This is a genomic window from Corynebacterium sp. KPL2734, assembly GCF_040225595.1.
GTDB lineage: Bacteria > Actinomycetota > Actinomycetes > Mycobacteriales > Mycobacteriaceae > Corynebacterium > Corynebacterium rhinophilum.
The window spans coordinates 34,838-59,584 of the sequence record NZ_JBEHFO010000011.1 but is presented as its reverse complement, the minus strand read 5'-3'; the positions used below and the strand labels follow the sequence as shown (position 1 = coordinate 59,584).

Sequence of the window (24,747 nt, the reverse complement as noted above, 5' to 3'; positions counted from 1 at the left end):
CTGTAGCCAAGCGGATGCGCATGATGGGCATTGAAGGGATTTCACCGCGTGCTTTCGTTCCAGTGACAACGATCCAATCTAAACGTAAGTCGAGTCTTCCTGACCTGGTCAAGCGCATGTTTGATACCGGCGAGCTCAACCGGGTATGGATGTCGGACATTACCTACCTGCGCACCGGCGAGGGTTGGTTGTACTTATGCGCAGTTCGCGATGGTCATTCCCGCAGGGTACTGGGCTGGGCTATGGATAGTGTGCAAGATACAAGTTTGGTCGAACGAGCACTGCGGATGGCGCATACGCTGCGCGGTGATGTTCCTGACGGGCTGGTGTTTCACGCTGACCGGGGGACGCAATATACCAGTGAGAAGCTCTGGGAGGTGTGCCGCAACCTAGGTGTTGTTCAGTCTGTGGGGCGTACCGGGGTGTGCTTCGATAACGCGATGGCCGAGTCGTTCTGGTCGACGCTGAAAACCGAGTTCTACGACCGGAAGCGCTGGCCAACCCGCGATGCTGCCCGCAAGGCCGTTGCCTACTGGATTGAAGTGGTCTACAACCGTCGACGCCGGCACTCCGCCCTCGGGATGGTCAGCCCCGTCGATTTCGAAAACCACACCACCCAAACCAGAAACGAAGAAGAAATAGCTGCCTAACCACTAGGTAGCTTGACTAGGTGTCCACGATTTGCGGGCAACCCCAATCATCCATAAATAGTGGCTCGATGGTCTTGAGGATGTTGGGCACTGAAGTGTAGTGCTGGCCCAAGTTGGAGCGCTTGCCTGGTGCAACGACTGCCTGGAACATGGAGCCGAAGATGTCTGGGTTGATGTCGAGCCAAATCTGGCGGCCGAGCTCGATGAGCATCTCACGGGCTTTGGGGGAAAGCGCGGCACCGTCAGGTGGGCGTCGGCGCGGAAGAGACGGCCGTTGACATAAGGGAAGTCCGCCAAGTGGCTGGGCTTTTTCGTCGGGTCTGGTTCATCCAAGGCGGCAAACATGTCGCGGATGAAATCGGCGGTGTCGGAGCCATCCTCCAGCGTGTGCGATCCCACCGCGTTGGTGAACTGGTTCTCCCCAAAGATGCCGGTGTCCTCGGCGAAGTAACAAAACAGCAGGCGGGTGAAAAATACGTTCAGTCCGTGCCGCTGTTCGGGGTCTTTCATGATGCTGGGGTTGGCGGAAGCGAGCTCATCGAACAGTGTGCCCATCTTCTCCGCGGCCTTGACATCCGCGTGGGATTCGGCGGTGTATTGGGCCTTTTCCATGCCGGCCCAAGGCAAGAAGAAGGTGAAATGCTGGTCAATTTCGCGCAGAGGGAAGGTACGGTTCTCCCTAGTCTTCAGGTCGTACGCGATCATTTCTGTGTAATCGGTGACAATGACAAAGCGGGTGGCAAACTTCACCACCGTGGGAGAAACGCGCAGGCGTTCAAGTTCTTCGAGCAGATCGCCGGTGGTCTCGCGGAAGTAGACGATATTCTTCTGTGCGACCTCGTGCTCTGGATCCTCAGCAATGTTGAGCGAGCCATTGCGCAGGCGCGTGATATTTCCCTTGGAGCGGCCGTATGCCAGCAAGAGATCAAAGATGAACTCGCGGTCATAGTCATCCTGCCCGGCAAGGGGCTTGATGCGTTCTTCGATTGCCTTGAGGTTGAGTCGTGCCACCTGAATCGTCCTTCGTCGATCTACGCCACTGGGAAGTGCATTTCAGTGGTTTGAAAAGCTAAAGATCGATTTCAGCCAAGCCAGCTACCTTGCGCCCCCGCAATGCCCACTAGTGTTATAGACCGAAGCTCACATGCACCTTCACAATCCCCAAGGAGAACACATGACGCACCGCTCGGACGCAGAGCTCGATACGGCTAGGGAGCCGGCATCGTCAGGCACCGGTGTGCCGCAGGCCGGCAACCAGGAGGTGCGCCGGGCGGACCTGCGGCGGTGGAAGGCGATTGCGCTGTCGCTGCTTTTGCTGGCGGCAGTGATCTTTTTGGGGTGCTCGTGGTGGCAGGCATCGGAAAGCGGGGCACCGGTGTGGGTAGGCTACGTGCGTGCGGCGGCGGAGGCAGGCATGGTCGGTGGTCTGGCGGACTGGTTCGCGGTGACGGCACTGTTCCGTCGGCCGATGGGCTTGCCCATCCCGCACACGGCGCTGATTCCGAATAATAAGGATCGCGTGGGCGATGCGCTGAAGGACTTTGTGGAGGAGAACTTCCTGACCGCAGATGCACTGAGCGCCAAGGTGCGGGATGCGGAGCTGCCGCTGTGGCTGGCGCGCCAGGGGGCAGAACCCGGCAAGGCGGAGGAAGTCTCCGAATGGATTGGTCAGCGCGCCGCCAGCGTGGTGGAGGACCTCGACCCTGCTGAGGCGGAGCAGTTCATCCGCACCCAGGTCATGGACCGCCTGGCGGAGCCGGAGTGGGGCCCGCCGTTGGGCCGGTTGCTGGAGGGCTATATCGCGGACGGCAAGGCGCGCCCGCTGGAGGATGACCTCATTGACTGGGCGCACAAGAAGATTCTTGGCATGGAATCGACGGTGGTCACGGCCATCGATGAGCGCATGCCTGGGTGGGCGCCGCGTTTTGCCCGTGAAATGGTAGGGGACAAGGTCTATAGCGAGCTCGTTAATTTCGCCGACGAGGTTCGCCGCGATGGCAACCACGAGGCCCGCCTGGCTATCCGCCGCAACCTATCCAAGCTGGCTGCGGACCTGCAATGGGATGCGGATATGCGCGAGCGCATTGAGAACATCAAGCAAGAGATGCTCTCCTCTGACCAGGTGCAGCAGGCGCCGGCAGCGATGTGGTGCACCATTTCCACCACGCTCATTGATCAGTTCAATGACCCGGAGTCCTTCCTGCGGCAGAAGATGACGGCCAAGGTGAAGGAACTAGCGCACCGTTTGCTCGAGGATTCCGAGTTCTTGGCCCAGGCCAATGACCTGGTGGACAAGGCCGCGCGCTATGCGGTGGAGAAATTCGCCCCGGAGATCATCGCAATCATCCCGGAGACCATCAAGCGCTGGGATGCGCAGGAGGCCTCGCAGAATATCGAGCTGATGGTGGGCAAGGATCTGCAATTTATTCGCCTCAACGGCACTATCGTCGGCTCTCTGGCAGGATTGGCCATATATGCTGTTAATCATCTCATTTTCGGCGCCTAATGCACCGGACTAAACCATCACACGGAGGATTTCATGACTGAGAAGAAGAAGCTTTTTGATTCCCTGAAGGAAGCTGGCGCATCCGCGCTGAATACCGCCAAGGACTTCGGTGGCCGCCTGCAGGAAGAGCGCGAGAACCAGGGCTCGCAGGGAACAGGTGCGCAGGCCCCACAGGGTGATAAGGACGGCATGCTGGATAAGGCCACCACTACCGCTAAGCAGTGGGGCGCGTCCATTAAGAAGGCCGCGGAAGACACCCGCGACTCGGAGGCTTTCTCTGAGGCGAAGGACAAGTTCGCGGATGCGTACAAGGAAACCCGCGAGGGCGTGAAGGACGCGTATGACTATGCCCAGGAGCGCGTGAACGAGAAGAAGAACGCGCCCAAGAACGGCAATTCCGCTGCTGCGGACAAGGACGATAATATTATCGATGGCGAAGTTATCGATACCGACGAACCCACGAATTAATCTGCATGTACGTTTTAATTGATATTGCCTATAAGTTTCCCATCTACTTCTTCCGGGTCCTGACCATTACCGCCATCATCGGGGCCGTGCTCGCGGCATCTACGCGCGAGGACGCGTTTCGGGCCGGCGACCGCAAGGGCAAATGGGTATGGGTAGGCCTGCTTGCGGGCTCGGCGGTGGCGATGGCTACCGGCCTGCAATTTTTGGCGTGGATTGGCACGGTCATCACCGGCATTTACTGGTTTGACGTGCGCCCGCAGCTCAAGGCCATCATCAACGGCGACTACAGCTACTAAGCATGAAAAATCTCCTGCACGCTTCCGCCGCTGAGGTCAGGGAGCAGGCCGCTGGGCAGCATGTTTTGGTCTCGCCGCACCACGTGACGGTGGCGGCCGCAGCCGAGCCGGCGGGCATTACCGCCGTGGCGGGCTATCCCACCGGCCGGCACCACACCCTCATCAAGGCCTCTGAGGCCCGCCTGGCCATCCAGTCCGGCGCGGACGAGGTGTGGGTCAGCATTGACGCCACGCTTGCCGATGTCACCCCCATCCTCTCCGAGCTCGTAGCCATCCGCGAGGCCTGCCCGGACCCGGCCCGCGTGGGCCTCATCCTGCCGGAGGCGGAACCGGTGCGGTCCCTCGCTCAGACCGCCGCCGCCCAGGCCGGTTTTCACAGACTCGTCATAGAAAAAGGCAGCGAGCTTTCCAGCTCGCTGCCCGTCGTAGAATTTCCCACCGCCTAAGTCGCTCCCTAGGCCTCCGCTCCCTAGGTCGGCGCTGTTAGGCGGCCTTCTTCTGTTCGCCGCTTTCGTCTGAGAAATGCTCCAAATCATTCAATGGGACATCGGTGCCCGTAAAGGTGAGCGTGACCTTGCCGTCGCCTACATCCACGGATTCGACCTGCATGTCATTGGCAACGAGCTGCTCAGACATGCCTTCCTGCAGTGCCTCGGAAATGGAGCTAGTGGCTTGCTCAGGCAGGGAGAGGCCGAAGATAGCGGCCTCGGTGGCATTGATCTCCAGCTTGCCGTCGCGGGCGGTGGGCTTGAGCGAAAGGCTGGCCAAACCGCCGCCGAATTTCACCTCCAGCTCGTCGCTTTGGTCATTCGCGGTGATTTCAGTGACCACCATATTTCCAATGGTTTCGCTGCCGGATTGGTCTGAGATTCCTTTTTGGAAGCTAGCTAGCAGATAGTCATCCGGAACGGTAGTGGTGGCGCGGAGGAAGCCGGCTACTGGGTTATCGGTATCCGTCGACATGTCTTCCACGTGGATTTCGGAGGCGGGTTGCCCCTTGATCTGCGATCCTTCGATCTGCAGGGTCGACGGCGTGGTCATATCCATCTGGGAAATCGAGCCGCTCAGCAGGCCAAAGAGGAGGGGGCTGCCGCCAAAGCTTACCGAGGGATCCTCTGTGACCTCGATGCCTTCTTCTTTGGCGCTATTTTTAAACTCCTCGGTCATCTGATTACCAATGAACCAGCGCAGGCCAAACTCGGCGATGAGGATGATAACAAGGAGCGCTACGAGGACGCCTACGACAATTTTCCAAGCGAGCGATCCGCCCGATTTCTTTGCAGCCATGACTACCAGTGTGGCGCATGAGGCGGCCGGTGGCAATGTGTGCTGGATATTAGCGGGGCGCGATGCTCTCCCAGCTCACAGTGAGCGTATTATCGCGCAGCCGGCGGCGGGGAGGCTGGAGGTTAAAGGGGACATCGGCAAGCAGGGCGTGTGCCATGCGCCACCGCACCCGCGGGCCGTGCGGGGCCCACCCGGCGGCGCGATCCCAGGCCCTATCGGCGGCCTGCAGGAGCTCGTGGATGGGCTCGCCGGGCACGTTGCGGTGGATGAGCACCTTGGGCAGGCGCTCGGCCACATCAGAGGGGCGGGTCACGTCGAAAGGATCCCACGCGAGCGTCAGCGTCTTCGGCCCATGCTGGTCGAGCAAGATCCACGCCGCGCGCCGGCCCAACTCATCGCAGGTGCCCTCCACGAAGAACCCGCCAGGGGCCAAGCGCGAGCACACCGTCTGCCAGGCCTCCGCAACCTGGTCCACGTCGTATTGGCGCAGCACATTAAAGGCGCGCACCACCTGCGGCCGGTATCCCGCAAGCTCAAATCCGCCCAGCTCAAAGCGGACGCCATCGCGCGGCGGCAGTACCCTGTCCGGGTGGATTTCCAGCCCGCGCACATCCACGCGGGGGTTGATGCGGCGCAGCCACCGCGCCCACTCCACCGTGGTGGTATGGGAGGCGCCGTAGCCCACGTCGAGCGCGAGCGGGGTGCGCACGTGGCGCAGCAGGGCCGAGATTTCCGGGTGCGCCATCATCCACCTATCGCAGCGCCGCAGCCGGTTGTAGTTGGTGGTGCCGCGGGTAATAACGCCAAAAGGCCGACCCGCTGCTGCGCTGGCGCGCAGGTTATGAGCGTGGTCGGCCATGGGCGTGAAGGAATTCTAAGGGGTGAGTGCCTTAGGAGTTTTCAGAAATCCACTGTTCGGTCAGCTTGCCCTCGTTATCAAAGAGCTCCGAGAGGGATTCGCCCACCTTTGGCTCGATGGCTGCGCCCATCATCGGGATCTTGACGGAGATCTCGTTGGTGTAGGTCAGCTTGGTCATCTCACCCTCGCCGGCCAGGGAAATATCGCCCTTGAAGTCCACCGGGGTGCCCTTGACGTCTGCGGTGTAGTTGACGTCAGCGGCCTGGCCGTTGAGCTCGCCCACGGTGACCACGCGCTTGACCTTGAGATCCTGCGAGACCATCGCGCGCACTGCCTCTGGCAAGAGGGTGGTCGGAAGAACCTCGTAGAGCGTGGCTACGTTATCGGAGAAATCGTGAACCTGGCCTGCCTCAGGGGAAAGGTTTGCCACGATGTACTCCCAGTACCCCTGGGTAAGCAGCGCCTTGTGAACCATGTCGATAGGCTGATTGATGGTTACGGTGTTTTCACTACGAGTTGACATGCTTAACAGACTACCTTGGTATACGTGCTTGATAAATTTTTTACGCAACAACTCACAGCAATCGACGGCGTAGACGTGGATCCCACGGCGAGCTTTGCCGATCTCACCACCTTGCGCGTGGGGGGAAAGCCGCGGGTCACGTTGCGTTGTTCGCGGCCTGAAGCAGCGGTTGCGGCACTGCGGTACCTCGAGAAAGAAAAAATCCCTTTCATCGTGGTCGGCGGCGGTTCCAACCTGCTGGTTTCTGATGGCGAGGTAGACGTAGTCGCCGTAGTCCTCGACTTTGCCGCGGTGGACATAGATACCGAGACTGGTCTCGTGCGCGCCCAAGCCGGTGCGGTATGGGACGAGGTCGTGGCAGAATCCGTGGCACAGTCCCTGGGCGGCATCGAGTGCCTCTCCGGCATACCCGGCACGGTGGGCGCGGTGCCTGTGCAAAACGTGGGTGCCTATGGAGCCGAGATTTCTGAGGTCTTGACCCGCGTGCGCCTGTATAACCTGCGCACCGATGCCGATGAGTGGGTTCCCGTCTCCGATCTTGATCTGGCCTACCGTTACTCCAACCTGAAATTCACCGGCCGCGCGGTGGTACTCGAAGTCGAATTGCAATTGACCACCGATGGGCTGTCGCGCCCACTGCGCTTTGGGCAGCTTACCGATGCCCCCGGCGAGCGCCGACCCGTTGCCCAGGTCCGCGAAGAGGTACTCGCGCTGCGCCGCGGCAAGGGCATGGTGCTCGATCCCGCTGACCACGACACCTGGTCTGCCGGCTCCTTTTTCACCAACCCCGTGGTCGAATCCAGCGTCGCTGATGCCATCCAGGACAAGGTGCGTGCCACGCTTGGCGATGCCCCCGCCGACCGCATGCCCCGCCACCCCGCCACCGCTCCAGCACAGGGCGAACCGTCCCCGCGTGAGAAGCTTTCGGCCGCCTGGCTTATCGATAACGCAGGATTCACAAAGGGCTACCCCGGCTCCGGCCCGGCAACGCTGTCCACCAAGCACACCCTGGCGCTGACCAACCGCGGAAACGCGACCGCCGCAGACATCGTCGCGCTGGCCCGCACGATCCGCGATGGCGTCCGCGAGGCCTTCGGCGTCGAGCTCGTGCCCGAGCCAGTGTGGCTGGGTGTATCCATGGACGAGGACTAGGCCGCGCGGATATAAAAACGTCCAAAACAACCGCGTTCTTCTAAAATTCGCCCTCATTTTTGGCGAAACGCGGTTGTTTTGGACGTAATCGTTGCTTGTGGCCGGCACAGGCAGCACGGGCGGCGCAAAAGCCGCCCCGGCGCAGTCTTAGGCAGCCATGACCTCGAGCCACTCCGGCTTGGCGTCCAAGAACTTGCGAGCCGCATCCTGCGCGCCCTTCAAGCTGTGGTGCGCGCCCCAACCGCACTGCTCTTCGTTGGCGGCGGGAACCTCGGTGGCGGTAAGGATATCGTTCAGCGCACCCTCAACGGCGCGCAGCAATTCATCCTGCTCCATGCCGTTGGTGATGGCATAGAAGCCGGTGCGGCAGCCCATAGGTGCAAAGCCGATGAGCTTATCGGTGTAATTGCGCATAAAGTTGGCCATCATGTGCTCCACGGAGTGCAGCGCCTCCGTGTCCAAGTGCTCCTTATTGGGCTGGCAGAAGCGCAGGTCATACTTGATAATTTCCACGCCGCCGCCCAAATCGGTGCGGTCAGCCACGCGGATATAAGGCGCGCTGACGAGGCGGTGGTCGAGCTCGAAGGACTTAACGTTAATCTTCTGTTCGTTCTGTTCAGTCATAGTCCCCAGCCTAATCGCTGCGAGTGTCACTTCCCAGAATAGATTCTTAAGCCGCATACGCTTCGTAACTATGAGTGCCTTGGACGATGCCCCCGCAACCGGCAGCAAGCTAGCCCGGAAGCAGCCTGCCCAACAGTAAAAGATTGTGCCAAGCACCGTGACCAGCCTGGTCACCGTGGAAAGCCCGGCCGCCGATGTTGATCCGTGGGCGCGTGGCAATCGTCTGCGCAAGGACAGCTGGGGCTTGGTGATGCGGCGCGTGTGGGCAGATTTCTTCCACGATGCCCTCATGGACCGCGCCGCCGCGATGACCTACTTCACCCTCATGGCCTTTGCACCCACCGTCCTGGCGGCATATTCCATTGCCACGCTGATCTTTTCTTCGCGCCGGGGCGAAGTGGAGGCACTGACTGCGCAGTTCATTGATACCTACGTGCCACGCTCCATGGCGGAGGAGGCCGGCACCATTGTCAGCTCCATTATCGGATCCACAAGGGAGGGCACGTTTGCGCTGGTGGTCTCCGTAATGATTTCGCTATTTGCCGCCTCGGCGTATGTGCGGGCCTTCTCGCGTACCGCCAATACGGTCTACGGCCGGGTAGAAGGCCGCGGAACCATCCGCACATGGGTGTTGATGTGGGCCATTACCGTCATCCTAGTCATCGGCGCGGTGGTGGTGCTGTGCGCCAATTTATTGCGCGATACCGTCGTGGACAGCGTCATCGAGCCCGTGGCACTCCGGCTGGGGTTGCACGGCACAGTGGACTTTATCGGCGGCATTTTTATGCCCGTGTGGAATTGGCTGCGCTTCCCTATAACGGTCGTGGTGGCGCTGGCACTCATTGCCGTGTGGTACCACTTTGCACCCAACGTTCGGCCCAGCCGCTTCCGCTGGATTACCTTGGGCTCGGTGGTAGCGCTGCTGACGAACCTAGTGGTGTGGGGCGCATTCTCCCTCTACATCAAGTACCTGGCCGGGGTGAGCATTTACGGGGCATTCGGTACGGTCATGGCGGTATTTATGACTGTCTGGCTGTCCAATACGATGCTGATTTTGGGCATCAAGATCGATGCGGAGATCTTGCGCGCCAAGGAGCTACAGCTGGGGCTGCACGCCGAGCGCTATATTCAGGCCCCACCGCGCTCTGAATTCGCGGCGCAACAGCAGGTGCGGGCGAAGAAGAGACTAGAAGAGCGCTCGGGGCGTATCTTTGCCGGTGCTGCCCGCAGCGAGCACCGCACCCGCGCCGGGGAGTAGTTTCTCCGCCGCGAATTAGCGGGAAGCAACCTCTGCCATCAAGATTTCCTGCACCTGGCGGCGGCGCAGCTTGCCTAGCTGATCGGTGGGCAATTCCTCGCGCACCACGAAATGGCGCGGGACCTTATAGCGCGCCAAGAGGCCACGGCAGTGTTCGCGCACCGCTTCCGCGTCGAAGGTGGCACCGGGCTGGAGCACCAGGCAAGCGGCGACGTCCTCGGAACCATCGGCGCGCGGGACGCCCGCCACCGCGGCTTGGCCTACCGCGGGGTGGCTCAACAGTGCATGTTCCACCTCGCTAGGAAAGACGTTAAACCCACCGGTGATGATGACCTCTTTAATCCGGCCCACCAGCCGGAAATGGCCATCGGCCTCGCGCACCCCCATATCGCCGGTGCGCAGCCACTCGCCGTGGAATGCCTCCCGCGTGGCTGCGGGGTTGTCGAGGTATCCCGCAAAAACCTGGGGCCCGCGGGCAAGGATCTCACCGGGCGTGCCATCGGGTTGGCTGCGGTCCAGGTCACCCGGATCCCCGATGCGCAGGTCGGTATCGGCAAGCGGCTTGCCGATGGTCCCCACGCGCCGCCCCTCACCAAGCGGGTTAATGGTCAGCACGGGTGAGGCCTCGGTGAGCCCGTAGCCTTCGACGAGCATGCCGCCGGTGCGGTCTTGCCAGGGCTCGATGATGCGCGCGGGCAGCGATGCAGCCCCGGAAATGGCGTAGCGTACTCCGCCCAGGTCCGCGGCTGGTTCAGCGGCCTGCTCGTTCATGGCGCGCTCATAAATGGTGGGAACACCCGGCATCCACGTCGGGCGGCGCTGTGCCAAGGCGCTGACCACGGCCGCGGGGCGCGGGGAAGGCAGCAGGACGATCTCGGCGGCGCAGCGCATCGCGAGCAAGACGCTCATGGTCAGTCCATAGGAGTGGAACATCGGCAGCGTGGCGAGGAAGCGCTCGTGGCCGGGGCGCAGATCGACCTGGGCCTCCAATTGGATGCAATTGGAAGCGAGGTTGCCGTGCGTGAGCACCACGCCCTTGGGCTGGCCGGTGGTGCCGGAGGTGTAGAGGATAAGTGCGGCATCGGCAAGCGCGGCCTGGCGGTGGGGAACTGGGGCGCCGGAGAGGGGAAGGGGCGCCTCCAAAGACACGGGGATCACCGTGCTGGCCAGGCCATCGACCACGGCGGCGACCTGATCCCAGACCAGGGCGATGCTGGCGCCGTGGTGGGCAAAGAGCGGGGTCAGCTCGTGGGCGGTGTACTGAGGGTTATGTTCGACTACGACCGCGCCCAGGCGCAGCACCGCGAAAAAGGCAATGAGGTGCTGCGGGGAGTTGGGCAAGACCAGCGCTACCCGGTCGCCGGGGCGGATTCCCATCTCCCGCAGGGCGCCGGCGGCAGCGGCGATGCGGGTATCCAGCTCCGCGTAGCTCAAGGTCTCGCCGCCGAAAAATGTGGCGGGACGGTGGGGGAAGTTGTCTACTGCGGTGGCGAGGAAATCCGTCAGCGTGGCTTCGTACTCGAGGTCTGACATGGTGGTTAATACTAAGCCTTCTGCTTGAGGAGATCGAGCAGATCCTGTTGCACCATGCGGCGGCGGATCTTGCCCAGCTGGTCCGAAGCCAGCTCCTCAAAGTGGTAGAAAGTGCGCGGAATCTTGTAGCGAGTAAGGCGCTCGCGGCAGAAGGATTTGAGGCCTTCTGGGTCTAAGACGGCGCCATCGCGCAGGATGACGCAGGCGACGACGTCCTCGGAGCCATCCTTGCGCGGGCGGCCCACCACGGCGACCTCCTTGACGTCTGGGTGCTTGCGCACCACTTCTTCGACCTCGGCCGGGTAGACATTAAAGCCGCCAGTGATGATGATTTCCTTGATGCGGCTAACCAGCCTGACCCAGCCGTCCTCATCCATGGTGGCCATATCGCCGGTGCGGAACCAACCATTGTGGAAGGACTCCTCGGTGGCCTTTTCATTATTGAAATAGCCCTGGAAAATCTGCGGCCCGCGAGCCAGCATCTCGCCCGGCTCGCCATCTGGCTGGGTTTCATCGAGGTTATCCGGGTTGCCAATGCGCACATGGGTATCGGGAAAGGGCAGGCCCACATAGCCCGGGCGGCGGTTGCCGTTCATGGGGTTGCCAATAAGCACGGGGGAGGTCTCGGTCATGCCGAAGCCCTCCACGAGGCGGCCTCCAGTCATGGATTCCCAGCGCTCCATCACGTCAACCGGCAGGGTAGCGGCGCCAGAGAACGCGTTGCTGATGCCGGCGAGATCCACGCCCTTGTCCTCGGCGGCGTCCATGATCTTCTCGTACAACGTGGGCACGCCCGGCAGCCAAGTGGGAGTGTGCTTCTTAATGATGTCCATGATGAGCGGCATCTGCGGGGACGGAACCAAGATCAGCTCGGCGCCGAAGTAGATGCTGAGCACGCACAGCGTGGTCATGCCGTAGGCGTGGAAGAGCGGCAATGCGGCGAGGAAGCGCTGGTCGGTGGCGTCCATATTCGTCAGCCAAGCCTCGCCCTGCACGCAGTTGGCGATGAGGTTGCCGTGCGAAAGTAACGCGCCCTTGGGCTTGCCGGTGGTGCCGGAGGTGTAGAGAATAAGCGCGATATCGTCCTGCGTGACCTGGGCAATCTCGAGGTCCTTGCCATCGCCGCCGATGGCAGAACCGATAAGTGTGGACCAGGCCACGGTATTCGGGGCCGCGCCGGTCAGCTGCTCGCGCTTGGCGGCTAGCGGTGGCAGAGGAATCCGCAGCGCTAGGCGCTTGAGCGGTGGCATCGCGTCGATCATGTTGACGGACACGATGGTCTCCAGCGGGGTGGTGGCGCGCAGCTTATTCAGCGTCTGCGCCGTCTTATCCCAGGCGATGACCACGCGCGCGCCGTGGTCCTGGAACAGCCCCTCGAGCTCGTGGGCGGTGTAGAGGGGGTTGTGCTCCACCGCGGTGGCCCCGAGCAGCTGGACGGCATAAAACGCCACCACGTGTTGGGGGCAGTTGGGCATGACGATGGCGACCCTATCGCCAGGCCGGATGCCAAAGGCCTTAAGTCCCGCGGCGGCGGCGCGCACCTGTGCGTCTAGCTCCGCGTAGTTCTGCGTATTGCCAAAGAAGTAGGTAGCGGACTTATTCCCATTGATGCGGAGGTTATTGACGTAGTAGTCAACGATGGTTTTATCGCCATAATCAAGCGTGGCGGGGGTCCAGTCGCTGTAGTGCTTAATCCAGGCCCGGGATTCGTATGCAGACACGCGCTACCCTTTCGTTTGGTAAAGAAAAATATTACAAAGGGCGAGTATACCCAGAACGTGAGGAAATCCTCTAGTTTTCTTCGAGTGTCAGCAAAAAACGCTTGATATCCAGGCCGCCGGCATAGCCGCCGAGCGTTCCATCGCTGCGCAGCACACGGTGGCAGGGCCGAATGATCGGCAGGGGATTGGCGCCGCAGGCGGTGCCGACCGCCCGGGTAGCAGCGGGACGCCCCACGGCGGCGGCGAGTTCGCCATAGCTTGAGACCTCGCCGTAGCCAATGGAGTCGAGCTGCGCGTGAATTTGGGCGCGAAATTCCGTCGTCGGCGCCGGGTTAAGCGGCAGCTCAAACTCACGGCGGTGCCCGGCGAAATACTCCGCGAGCTGCTCCTGCGCCACATCTAGGATGTGTGCACCGCGCTTGTCGATGCCCCCATTGTCCCCGCCGCGAGTCTTGTCGGCTCCGTCGCTACCTCTGCTTTCCTCGTCGCGACCCGACTGGATCGCGACGAAGTCGACACGGGACAGCCCGTCCGCATCTGCGGTCAACAGTAGCGGGCCGATGGGGGTATCGATGGTGCGCAACATGGTGTGAACTCTAGGTGTTTTAGGAGTTCTTCTCTGCTTCGAGGCGGTTGATGAGGTCTTCTTGTACCTCGCGGCGGCGGATCTTGCCCATTTGGTCCTTGGCCAGTTCCTCGAAGTGGTAGAAGGTGCGTGGGACCTTGTAGCGGGTCAGGCGCTCGCGGCAGTACTCCTTGAGGCCTTCGGGGTCGAGCGCGGCGCCATCGGCAAGATCGAGGCAGGCCACGACATCTTCGGAGCCGTCCTCGCGCGGGCGGCCCACCACGGCGGCGTCGTCGACGCTGGGGTGCTCGCGCAGGATTTCTTCGACCTCGCCTGGGTAGACGTTGAAGCCGCCGGTGATGATGATTTCCTTGATGCGGCTGACCAGGCGGATGAAGCCGTCTTCTTCCATGATGCCCATGTCACCGGTACGGAACCAGTCACCGTGGAAGGCGGTATCGGTGGCTTCCTGGTTATTGAGGTAGCCCTTGAAAATCTGCGGGCCGCGGGCCAGCACTTCGCCCTCAACGCCGTCCGGCTGGGTTTCATCCAGGTTATCGGGGTTGGCGATGCGCACCTCGGTATCCGGGAAGGGAATGCCCACGTAGCCGGGGCGTCGGTCAGTGCTCATGGGGTTACCTACGATGATTGGCGAGCACTCGGTTAGGCCATAGCCCTCTACGAGCAGGCCACCGGTGGCGTTTTCCCACTTATTGACGGTCTCAGAAGGCAGGGTGGATGCGCCGGAGAAGGCTGCTCGCACGCCCTTGATGGGAACTTCTTGCTCCTCGGCGGCCTTGACGATGCGCTCGTACAAGGTAGGAACGCCCGGGACCCAGGTCGGGGTGTGCTTCTTCATCAGCTGCATGATGAGCGGGATCTGCGGCACGGGGAGAATGACCAATTCGCCGCCGATGAGCTGGGCCAAGGTGACGTTCATGGTCAGGCCATACGCGTGGAAGAAGGGCAGGGCGGCGAGCATGCGCTCTGGCTTATCGCCTAAGCCTGGCACCCAAGCCTTGCCCTGGAGCAGGTTGGATACGAGGTTGCCGTGCGAGAGCATCGCGCCCTTGGGTGCGCCGGTCGTACCGGAGGTGTACATCACCAGCGCGATGGTGTCCTTATCAATATCCTCCGGCGTCTTTATATCGCTGCCATTGCCGCCGATGGCATCACCAATCAGCGCTTCCCACGGCACGGTATTTGGTGCCGGGGCAGAAAGCTGCTCGCGCTTGGCCTTGAGCGGGGGAAGCGGCAGGCGCAGCGCGGCGCGCTGCAGGGTGGGCATGGCGTTGATCATGTTGATGGACACGACCGTTTCCAGGTTGGTGGTAGCCCGCAGCTTCTCCAGGGTGGGGGCGGCCTTGTCCCAGGCGATGGCGATGCGCGCGCCGTGATCCTGGAAGAGGCCCTCAAGCTCGTGGGCGGTATAAAGCGGGTTGTGCAGCACAACCTGGGCGCCGAGCTTCAAGATGGCATAAAAGGCCGCGATGTACTGCGGGCTATTGGGGGCAACGATGGCTACGCGGTCACCGGGGCGCACGCCAAAGGCCTTCAGGCCGGCTGCGGCGGCGCGCACTTGGCGGTCCAGCTCGGAATAGTTTTGGCTGCGTCCAAAGAAATACGTGGCTGACTTATCGCCATTGACCTTGAGGTTATTGTCAAACAGGTCCAACAGGGTGGTGTTGCCATAGTCGAGGCTATGCGGCGTCCACTCCGGGTAATACTGGAGCCATGCCTTTGATTCATAAGCGGACAATGCGTGACCTTTCGGTAGCGTAGGTTGTTGGCAGGGGCCAGTATAGCGCCGCTAAGATGGGACAACATGCGCATCGCCATGATTTCTATGCATACTTCCCCCATTGAGCAGCCTGGCTCCGGGGATGCCGGCGGAATGAACGTCTACGTTTTAAATATTGCCTGCCAATTAGCCCAGCTTGGCGTCGAGGTAGATGTCTATACCCGCGCGACCCGCCCCAGCCACAAAGAAATCGTGGACGTGGCCCCCAACCTGCGGGTGATCAACATCGTGGCAGGCCCCTTTGAGGGGCTAGAAAAAGAAGATCTACCTACCCAGCTGGCAGCTTTTTCCGGCGGCGTTATGCAATTTGCCAAGTGGCAGGGCAAAAAATATGACCTTATTCATTCCCACTACTGGCTGTCCGGCCAAGTGGGGTGGCTGCTGCGCGATCTTTGGGGCATCCCCCTTGTTCATACCGCCCACACCTTGGCCGCGGTGAAAAACGCCTACCGCACCGCCGAGGACACCGTGGAATCAGAGGCGCGGCGCATCTGCGAGCAGCAATTGGTGGATAACGCAGACCTCCTCGTGGTCAATACAGATCAGGAAGCCCGCGATCTAGCCGAGCATTACGATGCTGACCGCGACATCATCCGCGTAGTCTCCCCGGGTGCGGACGTGGGGCTTTTTACCCCTGGTACCGACCGCAATACGGAGCGCTCCCGCCGCGAGCTGGGCATCCCGCTGCATACCAAGGTCGTGGCCTTTGTGGGGCGGCTACAGAAATTCAAGGGGCCCGAAGTTCTTATCCGCACCGCCGCCGAGCTGTGCCACCGCGAGCCTACCCGCGATTTTCGGGTGCTCATCTGCGGCGGGCCATCTGGGGCGAATGCCTCGCCGGAGGCGTATAGGGAATTGGCGCGGGAGTTGGGCGTTAAAAAGCGCGTGCGCTTTTTAGGACCCCGCCCACCCGAGGAGCTGGTAGGTGTGTACCGCGCCGCGGATATCGTGGCGGTGTCCAGCTACAACGAGTCCTTTGGTCTAGTGGCGCTCGAGGCACAGGCCTCTGGCACGCCGGTCGTCGCCGCGGCCGTGGGTGGGCTGCCCATCGCCGTCGTCGATGGTGAGACTGGGCTGCTGGTGCCGTCCCACGATCCGAAGGAGTGGGCGGATTCCTTGACCCAGCTGCTGGACGATGACCCCCGACGCATCGCTATGGGCGAGGCCGCCGTCGCGCACGCCGCGCGCTTTAGCTGGACCAACACGGCTCGCGAGCTGACGGAGATTTATGCCGAAGCCCAGCAGATTCCGGTGCCTGACTGCCACCAACGCCGCGCGATGGGAGACTAGCCTCACTGACGCGCCGGGCGGTTTCGTGGCATGCTGGAGGCATGACTAACGGAAAACTGATTCTTCTTCGCCACGGCCAATCCACCTGGAATGAATCCAACCAATTTACCGGTTGGGTCGATGTTGATCTGACAGAAAAGGGCGAGGCAGAGGCCAAGCGCGGCGGCGAGCTGCTCGCGCAAGAAGGCATCCTGCCCAACGTTCTGTACACCTCCTTGCTGCGCCGCGCCATCCGCACCGCCAATATCGCGCTGGATGCGGCCGACCGCCACTGGATCCCGGTCATCCGTGACTGGCGCCTTAACGAGCGTCACTACGGTGCGTTGCAGGGCCTGAACAAGGCCGAGACCAAGGAAGAATACGGCGAGGACCAGTTCATGGCATGGCGCCGTTCCTATGACACGCGCCCGCCCGAGCTTGCCGATGACGCCGAGTACTCCCAGGCCAACGACCCCCGCTACGCGGACTTGGACAAGGTCCCACAGACGGAGTGCCTGAAGGACGTTGTCGAGCGCTTCGTGCCTTATTTCGAGGAAGAGATTCTGCCGCGGGCTAAGAAGGGCGAGTCAGTCATGATCGCAGCGCACGGCAACTCCCTGCGCGCGTTGGTCAAGCACCTCGATGGTATTTCCGATGATGACATCGCCGGGCTGAATATCCCGACCGGCATCCCGCTGGTGTACGAGATTGCGGAGGATGGCTCCGTGGTCAACGAGGGCGGCACCTACCTGGACCCAGAGGCCGCCGAGGCCGGGGCCGCTGCCGTTGCCGCGCAGGGTGGCAAGTAACCCGCTACTGCATATAAGTCCCCGGGGAGGTGCTCCCTGGGGACTTTCTAATGATTAGGCTTAATCACGTGGAATTAATTTTTGTCTTTCTCGCGGGCGTGCTTGCCTGCGCGGTGGCGCTGCCATTAATTTCTCGGGTGCGCGAGCGTATGGCACGCCGCCAGCGCGCCAGCGACGCCCAGGCAAACCAGGTCACCAACGTGAGCCAGGGCCTGCACCTCGCGGTCCAGGGCTCTCCTACGGCGCTGACGGTGCTCGATAGGAATCAGGAAATCATCCTGTCCAATCCCGCGGCGCACGAGATGTCCGTGGTCCACGATCGCGCCGTCAATCCGGAAATCTGGAAGACCGCAGAGCAGGTATTCGAGGATAAGGAAACCCGCACCGTGGACCTGGCAATCCCCAAGCGCCGCACTGGGCACCGCGTCACTCAGGTCAAGGCCGTTATCAAGCCGCTGACGCTTAACGATGGCCGCTTTATCATCATCTACGGCACCGATGAGAGCGAAAACGTGCGCATGGAATCCGCGCGCCGCGATTTCGTAGCTAACGTCTCCCACGAGCTGAAAACCCCGGTGGGTGGCATCGCACTGCTGGCCGAGGCCCTGCTGCAAGACCCCGAGGATCCGGAGCACGTGAAGTACTTCGGCAACAAGGTGCAAAAAGAGGCCAACCGCATGGCGGATATGGTCAGCGAGCTTATTTCGCTGTCCAAGCTGCAGGGCGCCGAAGCGCTGCCGGAAATGCAACCGCTTTACGTGGACGATCTCATTGACGAGGCGATTTCGCGCAATCAGCTCGCCGCAGACGCGCGCTCCATTAGGCTGACCCAAGGTCCCTCCGAGGGCGTGCAGATCAGAGGCGACCGTTCTCTCTTGGTAACGGCGCTGTCTAACCTCATTTCCAACGCGATTAATTATTCGCCGGAGGAATTGCCGGTCTCCGTCTCACAGAAAGTGGTGGGAGAGGACGTCGTGTTGATCCGGGTGACGGACCGTGGCATCGGTATCCCACCGGAGCATCATAAGCGCGTCTTCGAGCGCTTTTTCCGCGTTGACCAAGCCCGGTCGCGGCAGACGGGAGGCACTGGCTTAGGATTAGCAATTGTCAAACACGTGGTGGCCAACCACGGGGGCAATATCAAGCTGTGGTCGCGCCCGGGCACGGGCTCTACTTTTACCATCGAGTTGCCCATATATAAGGAAGAGAAGCCAGCGCACGAGGCTGACTTGCAGGATAATGAAGACAAGGAATCCGTCGATGCGGCGGCTCCTGGGCTCCAGCGTGCGGTAGCACGCGTAGCAGCACGTCGAAAGGATAAAGCACAATGACCACCATTCTCATCGTGGAAGATGAAGAGTCGCTGGCCGATCCGCTGGCATTCTTACTCCGCAAGGAAGGCTTCGAGCCGATTATCGCCCTCGATGGCCCATCCGCGCTGGAGAAATTCGGCGAAAATGACATCGACATCGTGCTGCTTGACCTCATGCTTCCCGGCATGTCCGGCACCGACGTGTGCAAGCAGCTGCGCGCCACCTCCTCCGTGCCGGTCATTATGGTCACCGCGCGCGATGCGGAAATCGACAAGGTCGTGGGCCTGGAGCTGGGCGCGGACGATTACGTCACCAAACCGTATTCCTCCCGCGAGCTCATTGCCCGCATCCGGGCCGTGTTGCGTCGCGGCAACGATCGGTCCTCCCACGCGGATGCTGCGGAGAGCACCGAGGCAGAAGACGAGCAGATCCTGTCCGGCGGCCGCGTGAAGATGGATGTGGAGCGCCACATCGTCACTGTGGCAGACGAGCCGGTGGCTATGCCGCTCAAGGAGTTTGACCTGCTGGAATACCTCCTGCGCAACGCCGGGCGCGTGCTGACCCGCGGCCAGCTCATCGATCGCATTTGGGGTGCCGATTACGTGGGCGATACCAAGACGCTAGACGTGCACATCAAGCGCCTGCGCACCAAGATTGAGGAGCACCCCTCTCGCCCGAAGCACCTGGTGACGGTGCGCGGGTTGGGCTATAAATTCGAGCTCTAATACCAGCCGGCCTTGATACTGGCTGGGTGCTGGCTAAGCTTTACGCCGTGCTCGGCGGCTTCCGCGCGGGCACGGCATTGTTGAGCCAAAATATCGTAGCTTTCGCGCCCCATGAGCGCGACGAGCTCGTCCTCGTGCGATTGCCACATTGGCAGCGGATTGGCGTGGCAGGCGCCATCGGTAGAGCAGTACCAATCAAAGTCTTCGCCGCCATTGCCCCAACCGCGGCGGTCATATTCGCCGATGGTGGTGCGCAAAATCTCCTGCCCATCGGGGCGTTCTTCATAATCCTCGTAGCGCCGCAGCGGCAGCTGCCAGCACACCTCTGGCTTGACCACGGTCAGCTCCTCGCCGCTATCGACGGCCCATTGGTGCAGCGCGCAGCCGGTGCCTGTTTCCCAGCCGGCGCGGTTGGCAAAGATGCAGGCGCCATCCACGATGGGCGTTTTCAGCGCCGGTTCCGGTTCGCCGTCCTCGCCATCGAGCTCGTCCCATTCCAACCAGGGCTCTAGCTCATCGGTGTTTTCTTGCTCCAGGAATTCATCTACCCCCGCTGGGCGCAGTTGCCAGTAGCGCGCGGGCATGCGGGAGACGGCATCGTAAAGCTGGTCGCGGTCTTGTTCATCGGCCATATATGCACCGTGCACGCAGCAGCCCACATCGGGCTGGCTCTTATCGATGCCCCGGCACGCCGACGTGCCAAATTGGCAGCTGTAGTGCGATTCCACCCACGTCAGATCGATGGAAAAGACATGGTAAGGGTCGTTTGGGTTGGTAAATTCGAACCACTCCCGCGGAAAATCTGGGGCCTCTTCGTGCCCGGCTTTAATCGATGCCGCCGCAGGCGAGCTGGCGGGAAAACCTAGGTAAACGGTGTCAGATTTTGGGCGATTCACACCTAACCACGGTAGACCTACTACGCTATGGGTGTGCGATTAGGTGTATTAGACGTTGGAAGTAATACCGTCCACCTCGTTGCGGTCGATGCCGCAATGGGGGGACGGCCTACTCCGATGAGCGATTGGAAGACCCCACTCCGGCTGGTTGAACAGCTGGATAAGAAGGGAAACATCCACGAAAAGGGCCTGAAAAAGCTCGTGTCCGCCGTGGGTGAGGCAAGCGAGCTGGGTGAAAAACTCGGGTGCTCCGAATTTATTGCCTTCGCGACCTCCGCGGTCCGCTCTGCCCCTAACTCTGAAGCGGTACTCGATGAGGTGGAAAAGCAGACCGGTGTGCGCCTGCAGATCCTCACGGGCGTGGAAGAAGCGCAGCTTACCTTCCTCGCGGCTCGTCGTTGGTACGGCTGGTCCGCTGGGCGCATCACCAACTTGGACATCGGCGGTGGCTCCCTAGAGTTATCTACCGGTACCGATGAACACCCTGACCTGGCTTTCTCTCTCGATCTGGGCGCAGGACGTCTTACCCACAACTGGTTCGATACCGATCCGCCGGAGAAAAAGAAGGTCAGTGCGCTGCGCGATTTCATCGATGCGGAGCTTGAAGATGCCGTCACGCAGATGAAGGCAATGGGCCCGGCTGGCTTGGCCGTGGGCACCTCGAAAACCTTCCGCACCCTCTCGCGGCTGACTGGTGCGGCGCCCTCGTCTGCGGGGCCATACGTCAAGCGCACCTTGACCGCACCGGGCCTGCGCCAGTTGATTTCATTCATTACGCGCATGACTGCAGCAGACAGAGCGGACCTCGAGGGTGTAAGTTCGAACCGATCGCACCAAATCGTCGCCGGCGCTTTGGTTGCCGAGGCAAGCATGCGAGCTCTGGGTATCGAGAAGTTGGAAATCTGCCCATGGGCGCTGCGCGAAGGTGTTATTTTGCGCCGGACCGACAAGGGATTGGAATAGGAAGAGATCATGGCTGACGAAAAACAGTTGACCGTGGCCGAGCTGCTGGCTCGCAATAAGAAGGACCGCACGGACAAGGACGAGAAGACCTCTCGCCGCCGTCGGCGGAGCCTCGATGAGGGCGGCGTATCCGTTGCTGAGCTCACCGGCAGCCTGAAAAAGGTAAAGTCCACCCCGCCTGAGGCGAAGCACACCAACGTATCCATCGACGATGACGCCCCTGTCATCCGGGCGCCGAAGTCCAAGGACGAGCAGGCCGCTGAGAAAAACGCCACGGCGAAGCCGACCAGCTCCAAGCCAGCTGGTTCCACGCCTGCCGGTGCTAAGCCTGCTGGCGCCAAGTCCACTGCGGGCAAGTCTGCCGCAGGCAACCCGGCTGCGGGACAGGCGGGCATCGGCAAGCCTGCGCAAAGCAGGCCGTCCCAGCCTAAATCCGCTTCCCCTAAGCCGGCCGCAGAGAAGCCTTCCGCTGGTACTCCCACCGCGTCCCCAGCGCCGAAGAAGAACGGAAAGCCGAGTGGGCCGACCGCTTCTCCCAAGCCTGCGGCGGGGCCTGCCTCGCAGCCGACGGCTAAGCCTGCCCCAGCACAGAAGGCAAACGCGCAGGAGGGAAAGAAGCCTGCGCAGTCGGAGCCGGAGGACAAGGCGAGCGCAAAGGACGCCGAGAAGAAGTCCCATCAGCCATCCGCAGATGACACTGCGGTGATGCAGCGCATCGGCAAGTCGCAGTCCTTGCAGGACAAGCGGAAGGACGCCGCTGATGCCGCTGAATCCAGTGCTAAAGAAACAGCTGGCGCAGCTGGCGCTGCCGGGACAGGTGCCGCTGCAGCCACCGCAGCGGGCGCCAAGGACGCTGGAACCAAGGGCAAGGCTGCCGCGCCTGCGCAGAAGCCTGTGGCGGCCGCGAAGAAGCCTGACGATACCGGCGAGCTGTCTCAGGTGCGGGACGAGGAAGTTACCGAAGAGCACGAGAAGCTCAACCCCATGTCTATCCTCATCATGGTGGTCGTGGGCATTGTCTTGGCCATTGTTATCTTCAAGGGCTTTGAAGTTCTTTGGGATAACTTCCCGCGCATCGTTGTGGCCATCTTGGCACTCGGCGTGACCGCAATTATGGTCGGAGTTACGCATGCGCTACGCACCGCCCGCGATGGCTTCTCCATGTTCCTTGCGGGCCTTACCGGCCTTATATTGACCTTTGGCCCACTGCTTTTGGTCATGCTCTAAACCGGCGAATTGCTGAGAACCACCCGGCTGCTTCCTTCGTGGAGGTAGCCGGGTGGCGTTATTTTTGGCATTGTGGAGACCATGACAAAGATTGCAATTTTAGGTGGAGGACAAATCGGTGAGGCTTTGACCTCGGGTCTTGTGGAATCGGGCTTTAATGCTTCCGATATCACGGTGACTAACCGCACAGCCTCCCGCGGTGAAGAGCTCAAGAGCAACTATGGCGTTAATGTCACGACGGATAACGCCGAGGCGGTGGACGGCGCGGACTATATCTTCGCGTCCGTCAAGCCTTACGCCATCTTGGACCTGCTGGGCGAGATTAGCCCAGCCAAGGACGCCGTGGTGGTCTCTATGGCTGCTGGGCTAACGCTGGAGGCCCTGCAGGCCGCTGCGGGCGAGGGCGTGCCGGTTGTGCGCGTTATGCCCAATACGCCGATGCTGGTGCGCCGCGGCATGTGCACCTGCGCCGCCGGCGAGCACGTTACTGAGACCCAGATGCAGGGCGTGAGAGAGCTGCTCGAGGCCGTTGGTGAGGTCGCGGTCATCCCGGAGAAAAACATCGATGCTGCGACCGCCCTGGCTGGTTCCTCGCCGGCCTACTTCTTCCTTGTGGCAGAGGCGCTTGTCGATGCCGGCGTGCAGCTCGGCCTTCCCCGCGATATCGCCGAAAAGCTCGCAGCCCAGGCGGCTGCCGGCTCCGGCGATATGTTGGCCAACTCCGGTCGCTCGGCAACGCAGCTGCGCGCGGGTGTGACCTCGCCAGGCGGTACCACTGCCGCGGCCGTGCGCGAGCTGGAAGAGTCTGGCCTGCGCGGTGCGTTCTACCGCGCCGCCGAGGCGTGCTCCGATAAGGCTAAGGAGCTGGGCTAGAAGCCCGCCAAATGCGGCGAGTTCCCCGTGGTGGGGTGTAGTTACCTCGCACCACGCGGGGGCAGTCCGAGAGTCATGGGGCGGTTGTTAAGCAGCGCTTTTGGCGGTGAACTGAACAACTGCTGTGAAAAAATTTGGCACTTGGGTCGCATTAGTCACATGTTTCACGATAGGCTGGGACGAGCACGTGCGTGAAGTCCTGTGGGAGGGGAAGCCTACAGCGCGTAACGAGCTGAAGGGTTAGATAATTATGGCAAATGAAGAAAAAGGAACCTTTCTGACGATCGCGGAGGTCGCCGAAATCATGCGCGTCTCTAAGATGACTGTCTACCGTTTGGTTCACGCAGGCGAAATGCCGGCTGTGCGCGTCGGACGCTCTTTCCGCGTTCACGAGTCTGCCGTTAACGAGTACCTCGAGGCATCCGTTTACGGAGCGTAGGTTCTCGCGCCTTTAAGGCAGCGCCCACTTCTGTTGGCCACTCTTGGTCAGCGGTGGTGGGCGCTGTCTCGTTTTCTCGCGCGCTTCCTTTTGCCGGCGTCGCCATCGGGGTCACTTTTGGAGACGCGCTGGGGACTAGGTAAGATGGATCGCATTCGTGTCGGCACGCCGTGATGGCCCGCATATGTGCGGCCAAGGTGGCAAAGAGTGCACCTTTGCCGTTTCAGGCGCCGGCAGGTTCACAGTACGTACTAAAAGAAAGTGAGGACGCCTGTTATGGGTTCTGTCATCAAGAAGCGCCGCAAGCGCATGTCCAAGAAGAAGCACCGCAAGATGCTGCGCCGCACCCGCGTGCAGCGTCGTAAGTTGGGTAAGTAAACCCAATAGCCTAGGATTCCTCCGCACCGTGCCTTAGCGCGGCGGCGGAGGTTTTCTGGTTTTAACGCCGAGCTTGGATTTCCGGTCGTGCCTCCGCTGCACCTCTCCACATACGGTCGATTGTTTTGAGCTGTAGAATCAATTCAACCCAGAAAAGCTGGGTCATGCGATGCTTCATGTGTTTAGCATCTGTTTCAAGGGAGGTTCCTGAGTGGGGTCCTTATCTGTATTCGGTACGTATTTATTAGCCATCGTTTTGATCGGCGATGCCGTGCTTTCTGTGAAGCCGCCCAAGTTCATTAGTCGCTGCCTTAGCGGAGTCAATTTTCCGCAAGATTGGTGGTGGGTGCTTATCGGAATTAAGGCGCTCGCTGCGCTTGGCTTGATCGTCGGAGCCGTTTTGAATAACCCGTCGATTACAACCACTGTCTCCGTCGGCGTACTTGCTTACTTTATTTTCGCCATTATCGCTCATATCAAGGCGAATTTCGTGGGTAAGGAGTTTTGGGTAAATTGCCTCGGGATGACGATTCTTAGTGCGGTTGTGCTCGTGTTGAACTTCGCGGCGATGGGGTAGCAATAGCCACACCGACGGGCTTAAGAAAGTAATTT

25 protein-coding genes and 2 pseudogenes are annotated in these 24,747 nt (G+C 61.1%); 17 read left to right on the top strand and 10 right to left on the bottom strand.

Going from position 1 to position 24,747, the window contains the following annotated elements:
- Window positions 1-605 (top strand): annotated as a pseudogene (locus ABRP88_RS08300) (IS3 family transposase); the annotation flags it as partial.
- A gap of 91 nt (window positions 606-696) precedes the next feature.
- Here ABRP88_RS08300 and ABRP88_RS08295 read toward each other — a convergent pair.
- Window positions 697-1,661, bottom strand: a pseudogene (locus ABRP88_RS08295) (type IIL restriction-modification enzyme MmeI); the annotation flags it as partial.
- Window positions 1,662-1,824: 163 nt separating this feature from the next.
- Here ABRP88_RS08295 and ABRP88_RS08290 point away from each other — a divergent pair.
- Genes ABRP88_RS08290 through ABRP88_RS08275 form a run of 4 tightly spaced genes read left to right on the top strand, consistent with a single transcriptional unit; the run spans window position 1,825 to window position 4,366 of the window.
- Window positions 1,825-3,156, top strand: a complete 1,332-nt coding sequence (locus ABRP88_RS08290; RefSeq protein WP_349836919.1) for a DUF445 domain-containing protein — start codon at window positions 1,825-1,827, stop codon at window positions 3,154-3,156.
- 33 nt (window positions 3,157-3,189) lie between these two features.
- Window positions 3,190-3,624 (top strand): CGLAU_01105 family protein, encoded by a 435-nt coding sequence (locus tag ABRP88_RS08285; protein WP_349836918.1) that lies wholly within the window; start codon window positions 3,190-3,192, stop codon window positions 3,622-3,624.
- A gap of 5 nt (window positions 3,625-3,629) precedes the next feature.
- Complete coding sequence (locus ABRP88_RS08280) at window positions 3,630-3,920, top strand: DUF2516 family protein (protein ID WP_349836917.1); 291 nt, start codon at window positions 3,630-3,632, stop codon at window positions 3,918-3,920.
- A 2-nt stretch (window positions 3,921-3,922) separates the two neighbouring features.
- Window positions 3,923-4,366: a deoxyribose-phosphate aldolase gene (locus ABRP88_RS08275; RefSeq protein ID WP_349836916.1), complete on the top strand. Its 444-nt coding sequence runs from the start codon at window positions 3,923-3,925 to the stop codon at window positions 4,364-4,366.
- 37 nt (window positions 4,367-4,403) lie between these two features.
- Here ABRP88_RS08275 and ABRP88_RS08270 read toward each other — a convergent pair whose 3' ends face one another.
- Genes ABRP88_RS08270 through ABRP88_RS08260 form a run of 3 tightly spaced genes read right to left on the bottom strand, consistent with a single transcriptional unit; the run spans window position 4,404 to window position 6,589 of the window.
- Window positions 4,404-5,207 carry an LmeA family phospholipid-binding protein gene (locus ABRP88_RS08270; protein ID WP_349836915.1) on the bottom strand — a complete coding sequence of 268 codons (804 nt, stop codon included), beginning with the start codon at window positions 5,205-5,207 and terminating at the stop codon, window positions 4,404-4,406.
- 49 nt (window positions 5,208-5,256) lie between these two features.
- The gene (locus ABRP88_RS08265; protein WP_349836914.1) at window positions 5,257-6,066 is read right to left on the bottom strand and encodes a class I SAM-dependent methyltransferase; all 810 of its coding nucleotides are present in this window, start codon (window positions 6,064-6,066) and stop codon (window positions 5,257-5,259) included.
- 31 nt (window positions 6,067-6,097) lie between these two features.
- Window positions 6,098-6,589 carry a DUF2505 domain-containing protein gene (locus tag ABRP88_RS08260; protein ID WP_284853626.1) on the bottom strand — a complete coding sequence of 164 codons (492 nt, stop codon included), beginning with the start codon at window positions 6,587-6,589 and terminating at the stop codon, window positions 6,098-6,100.
- A 24-nt stretch (window positions 6,590-6,613) separates the two neighbouring features.
- Here ABRP88_RS08260 and ABRP88_RS08255 point away from each other — a divergent pair, with 24 nt between their 5' ends.
- On the top strand, window positions 6,614-7,741 hold the full coding sequence (locus ABRP88_RS08255) for a UDP-N-acetylmuramate dehydrogenase (RefSeq protein WP_349836913.1): 1,128 nt from the start codon (window positions 6,614-6,616) through the stop codon (window positions 7,739-7,741).
- 147 nt (window positions 7,742-7,888) lie between these two features.
- Here the strand turns inward: ABRP88_RS08255 and ABRP88_RS08250 are convergent, their stop codons facing one another.
- Window positions 7,889-8,365 (bottom strand): S-ribosylhomocysteine lyase, encoded by a 477-nt coding sequence (locus ABRP88_RS08250; RefSeq protein WP_126318154.1) that lies wholly within the window; start codon window positions 8,363-8,365, stop codon window positions 7,889-7,891.
- A gap of 145 nt (window positions 8,366-8,510) precedes the next feature.
- On the opposite strand from ABRP88_RS08250, the gene ABRP88_RS08245 reads away from it, so the two are divergent.
- Window positions 8,511-9,623, top strand: a complete 1,113-nt coding sequence (locus tag ABRP88_RS08245; RefSeq protein ID WP_349836912.1) for a YihY/virulence factor BrkB family protein — start codon at window positions 8,511-8,513, stop codon at window positions 9,621-9,623.
- 15 nt (window positions 9,624-9,638) lie between these two features.
- On the opposite strand, the gene ABRP88_RS08240 is transcribed toward ABRP88_RS08245, so the two are convergent.
- From ABRP88_RS08240 to ABRP88_RS08225, 4 genes are all read right to left on the bottom strand, one after another.
- Window positions 9,639-11,156: an AMP-binding protein gene (locus ABRP88_RS08240; protein WP_349836911.1), complete on the bottom strand. Its 1,518-nt coding sequence runs from the start codon at window positions 11,154-11,156 to the stop codon at window positions 9,639-9,641.
- 11 nt (window positions 11,157-11,167) lie between these two features.
- Window positions 11,168-12,877 (bottom strand): long-chain-fatty-acid--CoA ligase, encoded by a 1,710-nt coding sequence (locus ABRP88_RS08235; protein ID WP_349836910.1) that lies wholly within the window; start codon window positions 12,875-12,877, stop codon window positions 11,168-11,170.
- Window positions 12,878-12,947: 70 nt separating this feature from the next.
- Window positions 12,948-13,463, bottom strand: coding sequence for a methylated-DNA--[protein]-cysteine S-methyltransferase (locus ABRP88_RS08230; protein WP_349836909.1), 516 nt, complete (start codon window positions 13,461-13,463; stop codon window positions 12,948-12,950).
- A gap of 19 nt (window positions 13,464-13,482) precedes the next feature.
- Entirely contained in the window at window positions 13,483-15,201 is a 1,719-nt protein-coding gene (locus tag ABRP88_RS08225) for a long-chain-fatty-acid--CoA ligase (protein WP_284785372.1), read from the bottom strand.
- 66 nt (window positions 15,202-15,267) lie between these two features.
- On the opposite strand from ABRP88_RS08225, the gene mshA reads away from it, so the two are divergent.
- The 4 genes from mshA (at window position 15,268) to ABRP88_RS08205 (ending at window position 19,359) form a co-directional block, all read left to right on the top strand.
- The gene (mshA, locus tag ABRP88_RS08220) at window positions 15,268-16,533 is read left to right on the top strand and encodes a D-inositol-3-phosphate glycosyltransferase (protein ID WP_349836908.1); all 1,266 of its coding nucleotides are present in this window, start codon (window positions 15,268-15,270) and stop codon (window positions 16,531-16,533) included.
- Between the two features lie 41 nt (window positions 16,534-16,574).
- On the top strand, window positions 16,575-17,321 hold the full coding sequence (locus tag ABRP88_RS08215; protein ID WP_005276632.1) for a phosphoglyceromutase: 747 nt from the start codon (window positions 16,575-16,577) through the stop codon (window positions 17,319-17,321).
- 68 nt (window positions 17,322-17,389) lie between these two features.
- Window positions 17,390-18,652, top strand: coding sequence for a sensor histidine kinase (locus ABRP88_RS08210; RefSeq protein ID WP_410755951.1), 1,263 nt, complete (start codon window positions 17,390-17,392; stop codon window positions 18,650-18,652).
- Entirely contained in the window at window positions 18,649-19,359 is a 711-nt protein-coding gene (locus tag ABRP88_RS08205) for a response regulator transcription factor (RefSeq protein ID WP_284783253.1), read from the top strand. Before ABRP88_RS08210 ends, ABRP88_RS08205 begins: the two co-directional genes overlap by 4 nt.
- Here ABRP88_RS08205 and ABRP88_RS08200 read toward each other — a convergent pair.
- Window positions 19,356-20,255: a DUF3109 family protein gene (locus ABRP88_RS08200; RefSeq protein WP_284771000.1), complete on the bottom strand. Its 900-nt coding sequence runs from the start codon at window positions 20,253-20,255 to the stop codon at window positions 19,356-19,358. The genes ABRP88_RS08205 and ABRP88_RS08200 overlap by 4 nt on opposite strands.
- 33 nt (window positions 20,256-20,288) lie before the next feature.
- Between ABRP88_RS08200 and ABRP88_RS08195 the strand changes: the two genes are divergently transcribed.
- The 6 genes from ABRP88_RS08195 to ABRP88_RS08170 all read left to right on the top strand — a co-directional run bounded on the left by ABRP88_RS08195 (window position 20,289) and on the right by ABRP88_RS08170 (window position 24,712).
- Window positions 20,289-21,218 carry a Ppx/GppA family phosphatase gene (locus ABRP88_RS08195; protein WP_349836907.1) on the top strand — a complete coding sequence of 310 codons (930 nt, stop codon included), beginning with the start codon at window positions 20,289-20,291 and terminating at the stop codon, window positions 21,216-21,218.
- 9 nt (window positions 21,219-21,227) lie between these two features.
- Complete coding sequence (locus ABRP88_RS08190) at window positions 21,228-22,445, top strand: Rv0497 family membrane protein (protein ID WP_284771002.1); 1,218 nt, start codon at window positions 21,228-21,230, stop codon at window positions 22,443-22,445.
- Window positions 22,446-22,526: 81 nt separating this feature from the next.
- A complete protein-coding gene (proC, locus tag ABRP88_RS08185; RefSeq protein WP_284771003.1) occupies window positions 22,527-23,318 on the top strand; it encodes a pyrroline-5-carboxylate reductase in 792 nt (263 codons plus the stop codon).
- 250 nt (window positions 23,319-23,568) lie between these two features.
- On the top strand, window positions 23,569-23,757 hold the full coding sequence (locus tag ABRP88_RS08180) for a helix-turn-helix domain-containing protein (RefSeq protein WP_005276651.1): 189 nt from the start codon (window positions 23,569-23,571) through the stop codon (window positions 23,755-23,757).
- A gap of 276 nt (window positions 23,758-24,033) precedes the next feature.
- Window positions 24,034-24,135, top strand: a complete 102-nt coding sequence (locus tag ABRP88_RS08175) for a 30S ribosomal protein bS22 (RefSeq protein WP_003855542.1) — start codon at window positions 24,034-24,036, stop codon at window positions 24,133-24,135.
- Window positions 24,136-24,346: 211 nt separating this feature from the next.
- The gene (locus ABRP88_RS08170) at window positions 24,347-24,712 is read left to right on the top strand and encodes a DoxX family protein (protein WP_349836906.1); all 366 of its coding nucleotides are present in this window, start codon (window positions 24,347-24,349) and stop codon (window positions 24,710-24,712) included.
- The last annotated feature ends 35 nt before the right edge of the window (window positions 24,713-24,747 follow it).